The organism is Streptomyces antarcticus (assembly GCF_026627255.1).
Taxonomy (GTDB): Bacteria; Actinomycetota; Actinomycetes; order Streptomycetales; family Streptomycetaceae; genus Streptomyces; species Streptomyces antarcticus.
In genome coordinates this window covers 130343-147820 of the sequence record NZ_JAPNLM010000011.1, presented here as the reverse complement: position 1 = coordinate 147820, position 17478 = coordinate 130343, and the positions used below count along the sequence as shown (strand labels likewise).

Annotated in this window: 16 protein-coding genes and 4 pseudogenes; 13 read left to right on the top strand and 7 right to left on the bottom strand. The window is 70.7% G+C overall.

Features of this window, described 5'->3' with window-relative positions:
• Window positions 1–62: 62 nt before the first annotated feature.
• On the bottom strand, window positions 63–332 hold the full coding sequence (locus OTB16_RS18625) for a hypothetical protein (protein ID WP_267721339.1): 270 nt from the start codon (window positions 330–332) through the stop codon (window positions 63–65).
• A 101-nt stretch (window positions 333–433) separates the two neighbouring features.
• Between OTB16_RS18625 and tap the strand changes: the two are divergent.
• The 4 genes and pseudogenes from tap to OTB16_RS18605 all read left to right on the top strand — a co-directional run.
• Window positions 434–2599: pseudogene (gene tap, locus OTB16_RS18620) on the top strand (telomere-associated protein Tap).
• A gap of 4 nt (window positions 2600–2603) precedes the next feature.
• Window positions 2604–3174, top strand: a pseudogene (gene tpg, locus OTB16_RS18615) (telomere-protecting terminal protein Tpg).
• 554 nt (window positions 3175–3728) lie between these two features.
• Window positions 3729–3974, top strand: coding sequence for an ATP-dependent DNA ligase (locus tag OTB16_RS18610; protein ID WP_267721338.1), 246 nt, complete (start codon window positions 3729–3731; stop codon window positions 3972–3974).
• 133 nt (window positions 3975–4107) lie between these two features.
• Window positions 4108–5309 (top strand): annotated as a pseudogene (locus OTB16_RS18605) (SMI1/KNR4 family protein); the annotation flags it as partial.
• Window positions 5310–5464: 155 nt separating this feature from the next.
• Here OTB16_RS18605 and OTB16_RS18600 read toward each other — a convergent pair.
• Entirely contained in the window at window positions 5465–5908 is a 444-nt protein-coding gene (locus OTB16_RS18600) for a MarR family winged helix-turn-helix transcriptional regulator (protein ID WP_267721337.1), read from the bottom strand.
• 108 nt (window positions 5909–6016) lie between these two features.
• Here OTB16_RS18600 and OTB16_RS18595 point away from each other — a divergent pair, with 108 nt between their 5' ends.
• Entirely contained in the window at window positions 6017–6577 is a 561-nt protein-coding gene (locus tag OTB16_RS18595) for a quercetin 2,3-dioxygenase (RefSeq protein ID WP_267721336.1), read from the top strand.
• Window positions 6578–6784: 207 nt separating this feature from the next.
• Here the strand turns inward: OTB16_RS18595 and OTB16_RS18590 are convergent, their stop codons facing one another.
• The gene (locus OTB16_RS18590; RefSeq protein WP_267721335.1) at window positions 6785–6913 is read right to left on the bottom strand and encodes a hypothetical protein; all 129 of its coding nucleotides are present in this window, start codon (window positions 6911–6913) and stop codon (window positions 6785–6787) included.
• Window positions 6914–6978: 65 nt separating this feature from the next.
• Between OTB16_RS18590 and OTB16_RS18585 the strand changes: the two genes are divergently transcribed.
• Complete coding sequence (locus tag OTB16_RS18585) at window positions 6979–7191, top strand: DUF1877 family protein (protein WP_267721334.1); 213 nt, start codon at window positions 6979–6981, stop codon at window positions 7189–7191.
• A 646-nt stretch (window positions 7192–7837) separates the two neighbouring features.
• Here the strand turns inward: OTB16_RS18585 and OTB16_RS18580 are convergent.
• Together OTB16_RS18580 and OTB16_RS39830 are read right to left on the bottom strand one after the other, a co-directional pair.
• Window positions 7838–8002: a hypothetical protein gene (locus OTB16_RS18580; RefSeq protein WP_267721333.1), complete on the bottom strand. Its 165-nt coding sequence runs from the start codon at window positions 8000–8002 to the stop codon at window positions 7838–7840.
• 185 nt (window positions 8003–8187) lie between these two features.
• Window positions 8188–8384 (bottom strand): annotated as a pseudogene (locus tag OTB16_RS39830) (ABC transporter ATP-binding protein); the annotation flags it as partial.
• Window positions 8385–9229: 845 nt separating this feature from the next.
• On the opposite strand from OTB16_RS39830, the gene OTB16_RS18570 reads away from it, so the two are divergent.
• The 5 genes from OTB16_RS18570 to OTB16_RS18550 all read left to right on the top strand — a co-directional run bounded on the left by OTB16_RS18570 (window position 9230) and on the right by OTB16_RS18550 (window position 13878).
• Complete coding sequence (locus tag OTB16_RS18570) at window positions 9230–9406, top strand: hypothetical protein (RefSeq protein ID WP_267721332.1); 177 nt, start codon at window positions 9230–9232, stop codon at window positions 9404–9406.
• 1365 nt (window positions 9407–10771) lie between these two features.
• Window positions 10772–11110 (top strand): helix-turn-helix domain-containing protein, encoded by a 339-nt coding sequence (locus OTB16_RS18565; RefSeq protein ID WP_267721331.1) that lies wholly within the window; start codon window positions 10772–10774, stop codon window positions 11108–11110.
• Between the two features lie 54 nt (window positions 11111–11164).
• On the top strand, window positions 11165–11602 hold the full coding sequence (locus OTB16_RS18560; protein ID WP_267721330.1) for an STAS domain-containing protein: 438 nt from the start codon (window positions 11165–11167) through the stop codon (window positions 11600–11602).
• Between the two features lie 464 nt (window positions 11603–12066).
• Entirely contained in the window at window positions 12067–12954 is an 888-nt protein-coding gene (locus tag OTB16_RS18555) for a DUF4394 domain-containing protein (RefSeq protein ID WP_267721329.1), read from the top strand.
• Between the two features lie 681 nt (window positions 12955–13635).
• Window positions 13636–13878: a hypothetical protein gene (locus OTB16_RS18550; protein ID WP_267721328.1), complete on the top strand. Its 243-nt coding sequence runs from the start codon at window positions 13636–13638 to the stop codon at window positions 13876–13878.
• A gap of 138 nt (window positions 13879–14016) precedes the next feature.
• Here OTB16_RS18550 and OTB16_RS18545 read toward each other — a convergent pair whose 3' ends face one another.
• Window positions 14017–14214, bottom strand: a complete 198-nt coding sequence (locus tag OTB16_RS18545; RefSeq protein ID WP_267721327.1) for a hypothetical protein — start codon at window positions 14212–14214, stop codon at window positions 14017–14019.
• 223 nt (window positions 14215–14437) lie between these two features.
• On the opposite strand from OTB16_RS18545, the gene OTB16_RS39305 reads away from it, so the two are divergent.
• Both OTB16_RS39305 and OTB16_RS18535 read left to right on the top strand, forming a co-directional pair.
• Complete coding sequence (locus tag OTB16_RS39305) at window positions 14438–14905, top strand: isoamylase early set domain-containing protein (protein WP_324290852.1); 468 nt, start codon at window positions 14438–14440, stop codon at window positions 14903–14905.
• Window positions 14906–15077: 172 nt separating this feature from the next.
• Window positions 15078–15401, top strand: a complete 324-nt coding sequence (locus OTB16_RS18535; protein ID WP_267721326.1) for a hypothetical protein — start codon at window positions 15078–15080, stop codon at window positions 15399–15401.
• Window positions 15402–15552: 151 nt separating this feature from the next.
• On the opposite strand, the gene OTB16_RS18530 is transcribed toward OTB16_RS18535, so the two are convergent.
• On the bottom strand, window positions 15553–16944 hold the full coding sequence (locus tag OTB16_RS18530) for a hypothetical protein (protein ID WP_267721433.1): 1392 nt from the start codon (window positions 16942–16944) through the stop codon (window positions 15553–15555).
• Window positions 16945–17478: the final 534 nt, after the last annotated feature.

Below are 17478 nucleotides of genomic sequence, written 5' to 3'. Positions count from 1 at the left end.
TGCGGTTCCCGCGGCAACTGGGCCCGGTAGGCGCCAGGCTGCCTCTTCAGCGGCCCCGACCACTACCCAGCGCTCGGTGCCACGGCCAATGCGTCGGCCTCGGCCCGGAAGTCTGGGCGAACCAGGCCGGCGACCCTCACCAAGGAGCAGGCGGGCGGCTTTTCCGCCTCCCGGTATTCGTCGTCCTCTTGGCCGACCGCATTGCCGTCGCCGTCCACGGGAACCTGACCCGAGACGGCGACCATCGCTCCGGTGGAGTCGACCGCGTGACCGTAGCCGTTGACGGGCGGTGAACCGTCGGGGCGTACGGAGTGCTCCATGGCGCCGGTCATGACCCGACCGGAAACCGGCTCCCTGCTGTCGTCTCGGCCGGTGACCCAACCGCCAAGGGAACACGCCCTGATCGGGTTAAAGAAGCAGGATACATAAAAGGATAAGCACTGCTGCATCTGAGGAAGAGCTGTTCGCTTCGGTCGACGCACTGTTGGAGGAGGAGCCGCAGCTCCCGCCCCCGGCGGAGCGGGCCCGGCTGCGGGAGTCCGCCGGTGTTACCCAGGCCCGTCTCGCGGTCGCGTTGAAAACGTCGACACAGAGCATCAAGAACTGGGAGAACGGCCGCTCCGAGCCGAAGCCGCCGCGCCTGGACGCCTACCAGCGGCTGTTGAAGGGCTGGGCGGCGAAGCACTCCGCCCCCGGAGCTCACGCCGCCCCGTCCCAGTCCCCGTTCCCGTCGCCTGCGCCCGTGCCGCTGCCGGTTCCGGCCGCGTTCACCGGCCCCGCTTCCCCCGAGGCTCCCGAGGCTCCCGCCCCCGGCGTTCCCACGCCGGCGAAGACCACCGTGGCGCCCGCCAGTCCGGCCGCACCGGAGCGTCCGGCCGGCCGCCCGGCGACGTCAGCGCGCCCGGCCCGGAGGCGGGTCAGTCCGAACATCGCCGCCGCGCCGTACCAGTACGGCCCCCTCGCGGTCCTGGACGGCGACGGCCAGGCGTACGGCGTCGAGGGCATCGTGCTGGACTGCCCGGCCACCACGATCCCCGAACTGGTCGAGTGGACCCTCAAGGAATCCCACCTCGGCGCCGCGAAGCTGCACCGCAACGGCAAGGACTCCGACCCGCTGATCGTCCTCACCGCCGCGGCCGCCGTGAAGCTCGGGCTGCCCGAGCACCTTCAGGGCCGCGAACAGCGCCGCTCCCTGCGCCTGCCCGAGGACCACCCCGTGGTCAAGCAGATCACCAAGGCGAAGTGGCAGCTCACCCGCCGCGGCTTCGGCCCGTGGGCGCGGATCTACCGCACAGCCCAGGGCCGCGAACGGCTGTGCGTACAGCTGGCGATCCTGTCGTGGGACGCCCTGGACGCCCGGTCCTGGCCCGGTGTCACGGACATGGAGCCGGCCGACATCGCCCGCGTGCTGGGCATCTACGCCCAGCGCGTCATCACCCCGCGCGGCAGCACGGCCGTCTCCGGCCTGGAGCTGATGACCGCGCTGCGCCCGCCGACGAAGGCGGTGCAGGGCCGGGAGACCGGGAACTGGGTGTCCGGCCACAACCCCGGCTCGCTGGGCACGGAACCGATGGACCCGGCGCCTCCGGAGGCCACCCCCGAACACCCCGTCGTCGTGAACTCCGGCTGGACGGGCGGGTTCCTCAACGAGGAGTCCTACCAATGGGTGCGGTCGGTGGACTCGCTCAGCGATGAGGAGTGCACGCTGCCCTTCGCGGTCGGCCTGGACCTCAACACCGCCTTCCTCGCGGCCGCGGCCCGCCTGGTCGTCGGGCTCTCCGGGCCGGAGCACTTCACCGGCCCGAAGTTCAACCCGAAGATCCCCGGCTCCTGGCTGGCCGACCTCTCCCACATCAGCCTCAACCCGCTCCTCCCCAGCCCGTTCACGCCGGACGGGACCCGGCCGACGGGGCCGGCCTGGTACCAGACGCACACCTTGGCCTACGCCCAGGAGCTCGGCCACGACGTCCACCCCCTCGAGGCGTACCTGCGCCGCGAGACCGGCGCGTACCTGGATCCGTGGCACGACCGCCTCAAGACCGCGTACGTGGACACCCTCGCCGACCTCGGCATCACCAAGGACCTGTCCGACACCGGGTTCCTCGCCGCGATGGAACGGTACAAGCAGACCGACCCGGCCCTGGCCGCCGTCCTCGCCGCCGTCAAGGCGACCGTGAAGGGCGGCATCGGCAAGCTCCGCGAGCGCCCGCAGGGCAAGGACTACACCGCCGGCGAGCGGTGGCCCGCCCTTCAGCGGCCGACGTGGCGCCCCGACATCCGTGCCGCCGTCATCAGCAAGAGCCGGGTCAACATGCACCGCAAGCTGTCCAACATGGTGAACCTGACGGGCCTGTACCCGCTCGCCGTCCTGTCCGACTGCGTCGTCTACCCCTCGCCGGGGGAGAGCCCGCTGAGCTTCCTGCCGTACGCGGCGTCCGGCAAGCCGCAGCCGGGCGGGTTCCGCCTCGGCCCGATGCCGGGCCTGGCCAAGCTGGAAGGCGTCTAGTCGATGCTGTGGGCGGTCGGCCTCATGGAACAGGGCCTCAATCCGGCCCGCCACATCAAGGGCGGCGACACCGTCCTGGACGAAGGGGAGTAGGGCCGTGGGGGACATCGACGACGCTTTGGAACACGCGGAACGTGACACGTTCACCCGCCAGCCGCCCAAATCCCTCAAGGCCCGGCTGAACTACCTGATGAGCCAGCTGAAGAGCACCAAGGCCATCGCCCAGGAGATCGGGGTGAGCCAGCGCTCGGTGGAGCGCTACCGCAAGGGCGACCGGAAGACCCCGCCCAAGGAGATCACCAGCCGCATCGACGCGGCCGTCCGCTCCCGCTGGCAGCCCCAGGTCCGCGAACGCCGCCGCCGGCACGCCGCCACCAGCACCGGCCTCACCGTGGAAATGCGAGCCCGGTTCGGATACACCGCGCCCGTCGGCACCACCGACGACGGCCGCTTCCGCCGACTGACGGTCCGCCTGCCCCCCCGCCTACGCACAACGCCTCCTCGACGCCCGCGGCCAGGGCGCCAGCGATCGCGAAATGCGCGCAATCGTCGCCGAAGCACTCAAGGACGTGTACTTCCAAGACGGCGGCGCCCGGGCAAACGACCTCACCAGAGTCCAGATCACCGACCTCGACTACATCGACATCGCCTTCGGCAAAGACCACTGACGTGCCGTCCAACGGCGCCGAACGCACCGCCAACCTGGCGGCCGCCAACGAATGGCAATGCCTGAAAGAGCGCGCGGCACCGTGGGGTAAGAACTGCCACGCGGCGGCCGCAGCGGTACGCCCCGCCGACCCACCCTGGAGCCTGACGCGGCAGAGCCCCTCTGGCCGAATCCCCGGGCAACGCCCGCATAGACGGCAAATGCTGCCAGTGCCAGTGCCAGTGCCAGTGCCAGTGCCAGGTCCGGAGCGCCGGTAGGAGGGTCATCCCCGAGTGATCTCACCCCGCCCTTCGAGCCGATGCTCGCCCGGGCCGCCGAGCACGTCCCCGGCTCCGGCGTCCTGGCGGGCGTCTTGGCGGCGGAGCAGAAGTTCGAGCCACCGCACGATCCTCTTCACCCCCACCGGCCCCGTCGGCGGCCTGCTCGTGCAGACCCGGTGCGGCTGCCTTGTCCAGGACCGATGCCCCGATCCGGTCGCGGCCGCCGAACAGCTGCCCGGGGGCCCGGTCCTCGGCGGCGAGCTCGTCGTCCGGGACACCGCAGCCGGGCGGGCGGTTGTCCTTCGAAGCCCTCCAGCGCCGGGCCGCCGCCCGCGGCCGCACCGCCACCGCGCTCGCCGGAAAGACCCCGGCGTTCTTCATCGCCTTCGACGCCCTCCGGGCCGACGGCACCGAGCTGCTGACCCTGCCCCACGCCGAGCGCCGCCGAAGGCTCGAGGTCTTGTTCGCGACTCGACAGAAGAGGCATATGTTCGGCCGAGCCGGATTCCCGCTTCTCCGGAAACGCGTTGTCGTGGCGTGACGCTAGGGCAGTCGGCTCACACTTTGGTGACGGTGATCCATCAGGTGGCAGGACGGCCCGGTTGCTTCGCGTCGGAGTCGTGGACCAGTTCGCCGAGCTGGATGAGGAAACCGTACGACGCCAGACGATCGTGGAGGCGAAAGAGTACGGCAGACCGCGGGCCGCCGGGCTGGGTGACCAGATGCGCCGCCTGCTCGGACAGACCTACATGGTGTACTTCGCGGACGTGGTGACCGACCCGCAGTACGCGCCCGAGCTACTGCCGGCGCTGGTCGCCGAGCACGCGGCGCACTCGTACAGGGACGACTCCACGCTGATGTTCCACCTCAGGGAGCCGGCGACGACGTGGTGTCGCTGGCCTACGCGACGCTGGAGCAGGTACGCAACGGCACCTACCGGTACACGGCGGCCGGACCGTTCGGGGAAGCGGTCGAACGGGCACGGGAGCTGGCGCGGTGGGGCAACACCGACGGGGCATGGCGAACGCTGATGGACGCCCTGCCGGTGTGGCAGCCGCTGGGACCCGACCACCTGGCGCCGCTGGGGTGGGTGGCCGACCCCCTTCTCGGGCCCCTGCTGACCCCGGAACGGGGCCGCGAGCTGCTGTCCACCCCCAGGGGCGGGCAGGCCGGTGAGGCACCGAGCCCGACGGCCGGCCTCGACCCGAACGACCTGGCGTGGCTCGCGCACCCCGTCCCCGGCGGCAACCGCACGTCCTACCGGTTCGTCCTGGTCGAAGGTGTGAAGCCGGAGGACCTGCCCGGACGCCTCGCGGACGGGAGCGAGGAAGCGCTGGGCGATCCCATGACGTCCGACGAAGCGCGCCACCGATTGCTCCGCGGGCAGACGGAGTTCTCGTCCTACGACGACAAGGCCCTCATGGCGGTCGGCCGGGCCGGCACCCGTTGGAGCTTCGCCTTCGACAGCGCCCCTGCGCATTTCGACCCGCAGCGGTTCATCTCCCCGGCCGCGGCCGCAAGCGCGGGCACCCGTGCGGTGGTCGTGTGGAGCGGCCTGAGGACCTGGCGCGGGACGCCGTTCTTCCACCTTTCCGTAGCGCAAAACGGTGCCGAGCAGTACGCCTTCACCTACGCGGACGGAGCGACACGCCGAACCGGGGACATACCGCGGGCACTGGACCCGGAACGGTTCTTCGGCTCCCGGGAGGAGGGCACCGAGGCGGAACGGTCACTACTGGAGGCCGTGACCGGCGAGTTCGGTGTCCAACTGCCGCGCCATGCGATCACGAACGGACGGCTGCACGCGTTCACCACCCGCTCATGGACGCGGCCGCCGGGAAACGGGGAGGCGTACGCCGTGGTCAGCATCAACTGAGATGCCCGCGCTGACGGATCGCGTGGAGGCGAGCCGGCCGCCCGCACTGGCGCACGGCGGACCGGGCCACACCGCAGGTCATCCTGAGGGGAGTTCTCGGCCAGGCCACCCCCCGGTCGCTCGCTGGCGAGCTGCCGGCCGCGGGCCGATGCCGCTCAGGGCGCTTCGATCAGCGGGGGTTCCCCCATGGGGGCGGACAATGCCTTGCGCAGGGCGCCGACGGCCTCGGCGCCGATGCGTTCCTCCAGGACGCCCTCGATGACGGTGAGCGTGTCCTGGGCGCGTCGATGCACACGGGAGCCCTCTGCGGTGGGGCGGATCAGTCGGCTACGGGCGGAGGCGGGATCGGGCGCCTGCTCCAGCAGCCCCATGCCGATGAGGGCGTGCACCGCCTGGTGGGCGGTCTGCCGGGTGACGCCCATCCGGCGGGCCAGCCCCGAGACCGTGGTGCCCTCTTCGTCGAGGGCGGCGAAGACGGCCGCCTGCCCTACGGTGACCGGCTGTTCGCCGCCTGCCCGCATGCTGGCCAGCAACGCGTCGTCGAACCAGCGCTTGGCCTCGGTGAGCAGCAGGGGCAGGTTGGGTGCGGGGGTGGTCATGGCTCCTCGCGGGACGGGGTTTCGAGGATAGCGACCGTACGGGGGCACCACCGGCGATGCATGTCAGGTAGCCTGACATGCGTCGTTCCCGTCGTGCCGGAGGTTCTCATGACCATGGAGTTCGCCCGTCCCAGCCGCCCGCGGTCGCACATCCCGGCCGAGCCCGGGAAGCCGTACTTCATCGAGAAGGGCCTGGGCGACCGCGCCCACCTGTTCACCGACCTGGTCACCGTCTACACGGGCGGCGAGCAGACCGAGAACGTCTTCAACTTCTTCACCGTCGAGGGCCCCAGGGGGGACGTGATCCCGGCCCACGTCCACCGCGACACGTACGAGGTCTTCTACATCACCGACGGCGCGGTGCGGCTGTTCGTCGAGGACCTGGAGGGCGAGCAGGACGAAAGGCTGCTCACCGCCGGCGACTTCGGCTTCGTACCGAAGAACTGCCCGCACGCCTACCGCATCGAGCGCCACCACAGCCGGGTGGTCGGCGTGGCCGCGGGACCCGGCGGCACCTTCGAGCGGTTCTTCGAGGACCTCGGCGTCCCGACCGGGGAACTCGGCCTGCCGGCCGAGCCGTACGTACCGGGACCGCACCAGTTCGCCACCGTGCCGGAGCGCTACGACGTGCACTTCCTGCCCGGACACCAGTGGCGCACCGGGAGCTGATCCCGTGCCGCTGACGCCCGGCCTCGCCTCGTTCCTGGCGCTGCCCGCGCCCGGCTCTGGAGCAGCAACTCGAGGCCTCCTCCCGCTCGTGACCACGTCGGCGGGGCCGACCCGGAGCCTCCCGACGCGCCTGCTCGGCCCCGCCGATGCGGGCTGAAACAGATGAAGGAGCGGTACTGACCACAGGGTCGGTACCGCTCCCTCGCCTCACGGCACGGTGCCGGTCAGGCGTAGTGGCGGTAGACGGCCGAAGCGCGGCACTTCACCACGCACCAGACATGGCACCTGCTGGGGTTCCTCCTGCAACGCTCCGCTTTCCCAGTCGACATCGTCCACGGCGAAGACCTCTCGCCACCGATGACTGGGGCTACGGACCGCAGCAATACCTGACCCCGGACCGGGTGCTGCTGGCCGCCGACATCCTGCGGCAGACGACGTATGACCAGCTCATCCGGGATGTCGACCCCTCCGAACTCACCAAGTCCGAGGTCTATCCCCACATCTGGGACTCGCCTGCCTCGCTGGAGTGGGCCCGCGACCTGTTCACGCCCCTTACGGAGTTCTTCCGGGGTGCCGCATCCACCGATCACGCGATGCTCATCTGGCTCGACTGATCCACCCCGGAGCGGCCGGGACGTTGAACGACTGCTGGGCAACCTGGTGCTCTGCGTGTTCCAGATCGTCTTCGTGGTCGCCGTGATCACACAGTTCCAAACTGTATGGCGATGGCTGGTTGTCCCGATGGGCCTCTGGGCGTTGCTGTGCGATGGCCGGGGCGTGGCCTTGGCGGTGCAAGACCTTCGGCGGCGCGCCGCCGCCCCGGTGCCAGAGTGAGACGGGCTTGCGCCTGCTGACCGCCTCCGCCACGGCCACGGCCAGTATTACGAGCTCGATCCGGTGTACCGCCGACCGAAGAGGAACGTCACGGCCCGGATATCGGCCGGAACACCACACTCCCGGCAGTACCGCCGGGCCAGTCACGGGACGCCACAAGCCCCACCGTCCAGCCGTACGGACGCCCTGACCAGAGAGCTCAAACACACACCGAACGTGTTCCTTGACGTTCGTCCGTCTGCGATGGGTGCTCAGATGCCTCGTGAGTCGCGAACTCCTCAGGTGTGCCCACGAAGGCGGGACCACCACAGCCGAACGGCAGGCGTTCCACGACCATCGCGATGGCTTGTTGGGGTGTATCCGCCGACCCTACAGACTCACTGCTCGATGGACGATCCGAGCGCGGCAACATGACCTGCCGCATCCTTACACCGCGGGCTCAGGCTCCGTCCGCAGGTAACGACCCCAGACCTGGGCCTTGCGATAGGGACCGTCCCCGCTGCTGTCGTACTGCGGCGCGTCGAAGGTGACCCAGTACAGGAGCTCGCCGCTGAGCGCCTGGGCATGTTCGTTGGGCACGGGTGAACCCATGGCATCGATCGTTCCGGGAAACTCGACCTGCCAAGGCCCGTCCCAGCCCGGGTCCCGAACGACCGTGACCCGGGTGCCCGGTGCCAATGCACCCGCCGGCCATGTCTGATTCAAGGGACGATCGAGGAGGTGCTCTATGGCCTGGCGATCCTCTACATCCGCGGGAACAGAGTCGGAACTGTCTGTCATGCCGCCCACCCTGCCCGCACCACTTCAGAAGCGCCAGAAGATAGAGAACAAGCCAAGGTTTCCAGCAGTCGGGGGTCGTGGAGACCAGCAGCAGGGCCGCGTTGTAGGAGTCGAGGGCGGATTCGAGCTGTTCTACGGCCTGTAGGCCGCGGTGGGTGGTGGGTTCGTCCAGCACCGGCAGGTTCGAAGTCCTTCGTGAGGCTGACGGGGGTCTCGGTGTCGTACAGGGCGCCGTAGAGGCCGGTGATCTCGTTGGCCGTCCACCAACTGGTACCGGGCCGGCGCCTCGGCGATGTCCCACAGCTCGGCGGGCTGCGTCACCATGTTGGCCTGCCGGTCGAGCAGGTCGGGGACGTGGATCCGGCTGCCGAGAACGGCGGACACGACCTCCTGTGCACGCTCCGACAGGGTCTTGCCCGTGGAGGAGCGGGTGTTCGCGGCCGGCCTGGGCTTGCCGACTGGTGTCAGTTCCAGGGGTATACGACTGCTGCGTCTGCTCGTTTGCGTATGAGGCATGAGGCATGAGGCGAAGGCCATCGCCCAGCTCAGGGGAATCAGGATCAGGTCGCCGTTCGTGACGGCCTGGGTGGCCGCCATGGCGGTTGGGGGTCGGACTCCGAGCCGACGACGCGGAAGCGTACCGCTGTGAGGGGGGCCGTCCCGGTCTCGTCGGTGGCAGGGCTCCCCTCCGCAGATTCGAACGGTGCGCTGAGCGCCGCTACACGGCTGTCGGAGAAGACGACCAGCCGGCCCTCGGGCACTGTCACCTCGAAGTCGTCCAAGCCACCGCTCACGACGGCGTGATCGGTGTACGACCTCCTGGAAGCGACGATGCCAGTCGGCCTGGTGCGCGACGCGATCCTGGCCTCCCCGGCGTGGCCGGGCTCCCGGACAGCCGGCCCCGGCCGACGCCGCGATCCCCGCCCACCGCCGGCAGGCTGCCCCGGCCAAGGGCGCGAGGCGTACGCGGTGACGGCTGGAACTCCCCCCGGGCGTGGACAGCGGGGTATCCGGGCGCGGGCGGGCCACCTCGGTCTGGTGCAGGCGGACTTCACCCTGTCGGTGCTGGGCGGCACGGCCGCCGTGGCCACCTTGTACCGGCCGCCCATGTACCGGCCGCAGCCTGCCCCGTCTCCGGCGGGGCCGCTGGTGGCGCCCTCGGAGGAAGTCCAGCGGCACGCCGTCCGCGAGGCGGGTACCGGGCCCGGCGCCTGACCGGAGAGAACTGGGAGGAAGGGGGACGCGGATGGTGACGACGGGCAGGTAACGGCGGGCAGGTGGCTGCCCGCTGGCGGGGACGGTGCTGGCCGCGATCGGCTGGTGGGTGCAGTGGTCCGGGTACGAGGTCGTGGGCCTGGTTTCGACCCTGCTGGCCGCCGCCGTGGTGTTGGGCCGTGCGTGGCGCTCCGGCGCCCTGCACCTTCCGCAGGCCGCCGAACCGGCGCCGGGCATCCCCGCGCCGGGCCCCGTCCCTCGGCGCGGGCCAAGGCGACCAGGAACGGTCGATGCGGCTTCTGGAGGCGATCCGAAGCCGCCGGCGACGGGCTGCCGGGGGAGCTGTCAGAGTCGAGCGGATCGTCCTCTACGGCGTCGCCGAACTCCCCGGCCGCCCGTACCCGCCCCCGGGCCCCGCGTACCAGTGCCCGTGACCGTGACCGTACGCCGGTCCGCGCCGGCTGTCGGGGCACCCGGCACGTCCGCCGCTCCATGACGCCGCCGACTTCCGGGAGCCCGCTCCCCATGCTGCCGCCCGGCGGCGGCTGCCTGTGCTCCACGGGGCTCGATTACCTCTCCGCCTACCGCACGAAAACCTGTGACGGCCGGAGTAGACATTGGGCGGTGGTGTGGCTATGGTTTCTCTCGTAGCCCAGAGAGGCCGAAGGGCCTGGCAGAGACGAACTGCCGGGCAGGCAGTATCCGCAGTACAGGTAGTACCCATATGACGGTGCGGTGGTGGAGTGTCGAAGCCAGGGTTGTCGTAGGACGGCGACGGTACTGATCACCGGACCGGGTGGCCCGCAGTCATCAGGGGCCACCACAGGCAGTACCAGCAGTACCCAGCAGTGAAGCCAGTGGAGTAGTACCTCGGTGAAGGCGTCGGCTGCGGGCGCGCGCACCGGGAAGTTTGGCAGTGGGGTTCCAAGCCAGAGCAGACGCAGGACGGGCGACGGGGCTGGCTGCCGAAAGCGTGGCGCTTGATCAGGCCACGCGCAGTACAAGCAGTTCGCATCACCAGCAGTACCAGCATCACCAGCAGTTCTGAGTGGAGCAGTACCCGCAGTATCGGCAGTAACAGCAGTTCCCAGTGGTAGGTAGTTGATCATCCGAGGGATGAACGGAGGGATTGGGCGCCATCAGGATCGCCCGGACGCCACGCGAGTCCGGGTACCGCAGGACATCGTGAGTGAGGTGGTCTCCGGTCGAGCAACCGCGATCCCCGCAGCCCCGGCAGCATTCCGGTCGGGCACGCGGATAAGTAGGCCGGCGCAGTACCAGGGCCGGCAGATGGTGTAGCAGTTCCTTCGGGGCCCTGGTGCCATAGGCACCAGGGCCCCTCCGCATGTTCCACAGAGAGGTGAAATGACCGCAGACGACTCCTTCGGCCGTCTCGACGACGATGATTTCCCCGCCTACACGATGGGCCGGGCCGCCGACATGCTCGGCACCACCCAGAGCTTCCTGCGCGCGATCGGCGAGGCCCGCCTGATCACCCCGCTCCGCTCCGCCGGCGGCCACCGCCGCTACTCCCGCTACCAGCTCCGCATCGCCGCCCGCGCCCGCGAGCTCGTCGACCAGGGCATGCCCATCGAAGCGGCCTGCCGGATCGTCATCCTCGAAGACCAGCTGCAGGAAGCCCAGCGCATCAACGCCGAGCACCGCCGCTCCTCCGGATCGGCGAACCCACCGGCAGCGGCCTGAGGAGGGGGCGAGCTGATGCGCCGCCTCGACACAGCGGTCCCGCGGAAGCCGGGCGTGATCCGACCGCCTCGCCGGGCCACCCGCACGGTGGTCGTCGCGGGCCGTTACGGGCTCCTCCACCTCACCGGCGAACTCGACGTGGAATCCGCACCGGCCGTCCGCGACGCGGTGCGCAGATCCCTCCACGGCCACCCCGCCCTGCTGCGCATCGACATCAGCGGGGTGTCGTTCTGTGACTGTTCCGGCCTGCGCGCCCTGCTGTGGGCGAAGGCCGAAGCGGCCCGCGCCGGAACAGGCTTCCACCTCAGCGGCCCGCTCCATCCCGCCGTCGCCCGCGTCCTGGACGCCACCGGCACAGCCGTCCACCTCGGCCTTGCGCCGCAACCGGCCGGCCGGAGGAACGGGCGGCGGGAAGAACGCGGGCGCGCAGCGGACTCCGATACCGCCCGGCAGCCCCAGACCGGAGCAACCAGCCGGGTGGTTGCGCGTTGAACAGAAGATGACCATGACGGTGCGGCTGGTCCAGGTGAGCCCTGGGCAGCGGAGAGGGTCCCCGCTTCGCACTGGCGCTGATCTACGCGGCTCTCGTCGCGGAGTGGCAGGCCGCTCCCGGGGCGACCAGGCCGCACCAGCACACGCGCGGGGCCCCTTGGTGCGGGTACCCGCCACACCGGCGAGGCGCCGCCCGCCACTCGTATGCCAGCAGACACGGACAATCCGCGGGCAGAGAGGTGCCGGACCCGAAGCGATACAGCGACAGCGAGGGTCGTACGGAGTTTGCCACCGCCCGCAGTCTGGTGCGTCCGTGATGGGCATGGCGGGGGGTGGCTTGTGAGCCGTTGGGGTGGTCTCGGGCTGGAGTCCGCGTCCAGGCGCGTGCCTGTCCCGCATCGGGCACGGTGCGGGCCGCCAGTGTGGGGAGGGCTCGTCACGTCACGCTTCTGTGAAAGGTGAACATGCGTACTCGCAGCACTGCCATCGCTCTCGCCGTTGTCCTCGCGACCGCCTGCGGGACCCCCGCGCTGGCGGCGTCGGACACGGACACCCCGCCGGAAACCTTGCCGGCCATGGCACACAACGACCTGCGGGCGGTCGGGCTGACCGGAGGCGGCCAGCGGCTGGTGGAGTTCGACGTCGACCAGCCCTCCAAGACCTTCCCGATCGGCAGGGTGGCCGGCCTGTCGGGTGACACCAGGCTGGTGGGCATCGACTTCCGCGTGCAGAACGAGAGGCTCTACGGCGTAGGGGACCGGGGCGGCATCTACACCCTGAACACCGGCAACGCCCGCGCGGTGAAGGTCTCCCAGCTCACCGTCGCCTTGGCGGGGACCCGGTTCGGCGTCGACTTCAACCCGGCCGCCAACCGGCTGCGGGTCATCTCCGACACCGGGCAGAACCTGCGCCACAACATCGACGACGCCGCCGCGGCGCTGGGCACGACCGTCGACGGCACGCTGACCAACCCCACCACCCCGCCGTCCACCGCGCTGGGGGTGACCGGCGCCGCCTACACGAACAACGACCTGAACGCGGCGACCGCGACGACGCTCTTCGACCTCGACACGCTGGCCGACCGGATCTCCCTGCAGTCCCCGGCCAACGCGGGCACCCTCGCCCCCACCGGCAACCTCGGCGTCAACGCCGCCCTCGACGCCGGCTTCGACATCTACTACTCGCCCAAGACCGGCACCAACAAGGGCTTCGCCACCCTCAGCACCGGCACCAACGGTATCTACCGCCTGTACGAGGTCAACATCCTCACCGGCAAGGCGACCAGCCGCGGGACGTTCCCCCGCCAGCAGCAGGTCACCGACATCGCCCTCCCCCTCAACCAGGAGCGATAGCCCTGCCGAACAGCCGGTGGGACCGCTCGGTGGCGGTCCCACCGGCCCTTCCGGGAACCGACGTCGCAGGCCGACGGACATCCCGCACCCCCAAGGCCACCGCCGACCCCCGAATGTCCGGGACGTCCATGGCGGACTCCTCGGTGCTCGAAATGGTGCTGCCGCATTCCGGCCGCCTGGAGCCGGCCGCTCCGGTGTCCGTGCCGCTACTGCAGAAGAGCCGGGATTGATGTCCTGATTATGGGGAACTGGCCCGGTATGACACGAAATTCTTCTTCCATGGGGAGCGGGAATCGTCGGGACGGCCGACGGTCTGCTCGCGGTGTATCCGCCGCGTCTCTGCTCGGGTTCACCGCGATCGTTCTTCTCTTCGCGACTCTCTCCCTCCTTGCGTACGGATTCGTGGTGCTTCTGGGGGATCCCGGGGTCTGACATCTCGGCCACCCCGGTACGCAACGCCGCACGAGCCGCGCCTTTACGTTGCCGCGGCGCACCCCTACCGATGCAGCCTCCACCCGCCGGCGGGCGTCGCCCCCACGATTGCCGTCGTGAATCTGGGCTCCCCGGGGTGGGGCGGTCGGGCCGCGGCGCCGGCGATGCCGGGACGGGCGGGGCTCCGGATGCGAGGGACGGGGGTGTGGGCGACGGTGGAAGCTCCGTCGTCGAATCACGAGGAGTGCCATGATCGTCAAGTTTCTGCACGAAAAGGGCCTGCGGAGCGAGCACGCGTACACCGTCGCCTGCCTGACCATCGGGTTGTCGGTCGCCTCATGGGTGACGTCGATGAAGGTGGAGCCGATGGGCGTCGACCGGGCCGACCGGTGGGGAATCTTCGTCGCCACATGGCCGGCGACCTGGTTCGGCCTCGGCCAGGCCCTGGCCCAGTACGAACACGCCGACGAACGGTTCGGCGACGACGCGTAGGACTCTGCCTGCCGCAAGACCTCCCACCCCGCCTCAGACAGGCCCTGCCGTCCTGTCTGAGGCGACGTGGCGTGACAGAGCCCGGCCGGGTCACTACGAGCCCGGCCGGACTCTGCGTGCGTGGGATACCGCTTCGGCTCAGACTGCGTCGTCGCGCAGGTGGCGCTCGTCGCGAACGTCTTCCTCGCGGCGACGCCCCGACTCCTCCGGGCGCTGACCGCCACGCGACGGCGTGGAGGGCTGGGGGTGGACCGGGTCCTGCCCGGGCCGCTGCGGGCGCTGCTGCTCTTCGCGGCCCTTGCCCGGTTCCTGGCGCTTGTCCTGCTTACCACCCATGACGGCGACTCCTTGATGTGTGGGGTACGGATTCCTCCCGTTCAAGCTGACACGAGGCATCACTTTTCGCATTTCCTCGGCTACGCGATGTGGCGGGAGGGGGTGGTGCCGGGCCCGGGGACAGATGCGCCGGCATGCGGGCCGTGGTTCCGGTGCGGAGGATGGGCGCGAAACCCGTCCATCCCTCGCCCGTCCATCCCGCGCCCGGCAGGAGCCGATCGCCATGCTGGAGCGCACGCCGCGCAAGGACCGCACCGAGGTCACCTTCGTCCTTCCCGCCGACACCCCGGCCGGCACGCTCAGCGTGGTCGGCGACTTCAACGACTGGCAGCCCGGCGTCCACACCCTCACACCGCGCAAGGACGGCAATCGGGCCGTCACGGTCGCCCTGTCGGCCGAGAGCGCGCACTCCTTCCGGTACCTGGCGGCCGGGGACTACTGGTTCAACGACGAAAACGCCGAGGCACAGGACCCCGCCGCCGTGGCCCCCGGACAGCCGACCTGGCCGAAGCCGCCGTCGCCGCCCCCTGAGCGGGGTCGTTGCTCCGACCACCGTCTCCCGTGCCCACCGGCCCGCCCGCGCCCGCCCGCGCCCGTACGCGGTCGGGTGTGGGAGCCGCGAGGCGGGTACTGGGCCCGGCGCCTGACCGGGCGGACGGTTGGGGGACCCGAGGGAAGCCGTGACTTTTGAGCATGTTCAAATAAGGGTGTGGGGCCGCGGGGCTGGATGTGCAACCTTTGGGGAGAGGTCTGTGACCGTGAGTGGTGTGAACGTGCGTGGTGGGGCTGTGGTGGCCAGAGGGACGGGTCGACGGTGGCTTGTCGCCGCCCTGGCGGCTCCTGCGGTACTCATTTCCGGGTGCATGGCGCCGGTCGACCCCGCTGAGTTGCCCGGTGTGTATCGCAACGACAAGACGGGCGGCGAGATCACGCTCGATTCCGGCGGGACGTTCTCGGCCACCGACGTGTCGACTGACGGGTTCTCCGGCCCCGCCGACTTCAGTGGCCGATGGGAGTTCCTCGACAACGAAGCCGCCAGCGACTTCGTCTACCTGTCGGTCGGTGACGGTGGACTCGGCAGGATTGCCGGGATCCAGCTCTACGCGGAGGGACAGGGGACGGTGTACTTCCGTCACGATCCGGACGGGCCGCCGACCCTGGTGCTCAAGAGGGTGGCCGCGCCGTAGATGGTGGGTGTGCCGCGTCCGGCGGCAACGCACGGATCGAACTGGAATCGGGCCTCTTCAACTGGGCGCACTGAGCCGTGTGGAACCCGCTGTCCACGCCCGGTCGCTGACAACTGACTGTTGGCGGCGGGCTGATGACGTCGGCCGAGGTTCAGTCGCCCCCGCAGCCCGACCCGCAACTGGAGCCGCAGCCGCCCCCGTTGTGACGGTTGCCGGAGTCGCTCCCGCGCCCCCGGGTCGACGAGCCGCGAGGTGGGTTCCTGCGGCGCTCCTCCGCCTCGCGCTGCGCCTCCCGGTGGCGTTCCTTCCTCTCCCGGTCCTCGCGGAGCCGCTCACGCTGCCGGGCTGGGCCGTCCGCGGGTTCCCACGGGCCCAGCCCGTGGCGGCGGTCCGGGCGGAGCGGGGCAGTGGTCACGGTCGCGTACATCCGCCCCATCTCCTGGTGGCGGTGGTATTCGGCACAGGCGTACTCGAGGACGACTTCGTCGCCCTCCGCGAGGGTGCCGTACAGGACCGCTTCGAAGGGCTCGTGCTCAGGGTCGATGTCGTGGTGCCCGTTCCCCACTCCGTACGCCGAGCCGCTGCCCAGAAGCCGCGTCCTGGCGCGGGTGTCGCTCTTGCGGGGAACGTACGCGATCAGGGGCGCTGCCGAGCGGGTGCGGGCGTCCGCGCACACCCAGTGGCGCCCGTCCGCCCCGGCGCGCACGCCGACGATCAGGGCCGGCTGTGGCTCCCCGTGCAAGCGCCGGGCCGCCCGGTGGGCGAGCTGGCCCCGGCCGTAGAAGGTCGTACCGGCCACAAGGAGCACCAGGCCGATGCCCTGTTGCCCGACGGCGTCGTAGGCAAGGCCGGACGCGGTCGGTTCCCCGAACAGGCCGTCGGTGAGGATGACTGCGGCGACCAGGCAGAGCGCCAGCCCGAGGTAGACCTGCTGGTGTCCGCGGTGGTCGTCCGATTCCGGGGTGCCCTGGGGCAACGGGAAGCGGCGCTTGTTCGCAGCGGCGAGGGCCAGGGCCCGTTGTCGGCGTCGGGCCCGCAGCCGCAGACAGCCTCCTGTGAACGCGACGGCGCAGGCGGCGAGGATGACCAGCCACCCGGCCCTCGCCGGATGGTCCACGTCGCCGGACCGGGCCAGAGTCAGAGCTGCTTCCACAGCGACGAACACAGCCGCCGGTATGGCCGCGACCGGCACGTACCGGTACCAGAGCGGCAGGGCTGTCAGCAGGATCAGACCCGGATACCTCAGCCAGTCCGTCCCGTTCCCGGGCCCGCTGTGCCAGGCCGCGGACGCGGACGAGAGCCCGAACAGCAGGACGCACGCCGCGGCCACCAGGACGGCCAGGACCCAGCCGCCCACGACCGGGGCGAGAACGGTCGGGACCGCCGCCTTCCGCCACTGTTCGGCGTCGGCCACAGCCCAGGTGGCGACGCCGCCTCCGGACACGGACCGGGAGGCGACACCCTCCCGGGTCACGGACCAGGTGCCGACACCGTCTTCGGGCAGCGTCCCGGTCGGCAGATGCTTGATGTGATACGCCGTCACCAGACCACCGCCACGCGCCCCCGTGTGCCCATCCCGTACGCCCCTGCGCGCGCTCCCCCATGCATTCCCTGAGTCTGCCCGCCACGGTCCTCCGCACCACCTCGAGCCTGCTTTCCAGCCAAATGTTCCGGTCCGGTAAGGCGGCCCGCGCGCCCGGTCAGACCGGCGGCAGCCCAACGAGGGCGAGGGCTGCCACGCCCCGCTGTAACCGGCCGGCGCCGGCGGGTCAGCGCAGAGCGAGGCCGACCCGGCCGTGGGGGAAGGGGCGGTGAGGTAGTGCTCTCGATGGCATGCCGGCAGGCGGGCCAGGCCAGCCGCCCCGGGCAGCGGCCGCGGGCGTGCAGCCGGGCGCGGCAGACGCCGCCACCGCGTCCCGGTCTCCTGGAGCCGGGCTGCCAGGCGCCTGGTCAGGAGCCGCAAGGTACGGCTGGACAGATCAATCGAGGAAGGAGAGACAAGCACACGAAGCTCCTGGCGGGCGCGGGCGCGGGCGCGGGTGATCTTGGTCGAGAACCCGTCTACCAGGAGCTTCGT

Bases quoted from the DNA above. Each gene is read 5' to 3' on its own strand.
- OTB16_RS18555 (WP_267721329.1), top strand. From the start codon at position 12,067: ATGCGTACTCGCAGCACTGCCATCGCTCTCGCCGTTGTCCTCGCGACC.
- OTB16_RS18565 (WP_267721331.1), top strand. From the start codon at position 10,772: ATGACCGCAGACGACTCCTTCGGCCGTCTCGACGACGATGATTTCCCC.
- OTB16_RS18545 (WP_267721327.1), bottom strand. From the start codon at position 14,214: ATGGGTGGTAAGCAGGACAAGCGCCAGGAACCGGGCAAGGGCCGCGAA.
- OTB16_RS18600 (WP_267721337.1), bottom strand. From the start codon at position 5,908: ATGACCACCCCCGCACCCAACCTGCCCCTGCTGCTCACCGAGGCCAAG.
- OTB16_RS18580 (WP_267721333.1), bottom strand. From the start codon at position 8,002: ATGGGTTCACCCGTGCCCAACGAACATGCCCAGGCGCTCAGCGGCGAG.
- OTB16_RS18535 (WP_267721326.1), top strand. From the start codon at position 15,078: ATGGCGCCGGTCGACCCCGCTGAGTTGCCCGGTGTGTATCGCAACGAC.
- OTB16_RS18625 (WP_267721339.1), bottom strand. From the start codon at position 332: ATGACCGGCGCCATGGAGCACTCCGTACGCCCCGACGGTTCACCGCCC.
- OTB16_RS18595 (WP_267721336.1), top strand. From the start codon at position 6,017: ATGACCATGGAGTTCGCCCGTCCCAGCCGCCCGCGGTCGCACATCCCG.
- OTB16_RS39305 (WP_324290852.1), top strand. From the start codon at position 14,438: ATGCTGGAGCGCACGCCGCGCAAGGACCGCACCGAGGTCACCTTCGTC.
- OTB16_RS18550 (WP_267721328.1), top strand. From the start codon at position 13,636: ATGATCGTCAAGTTTCTGCACGAAAAGGGCCTGCGGAGCGAGCACGCG.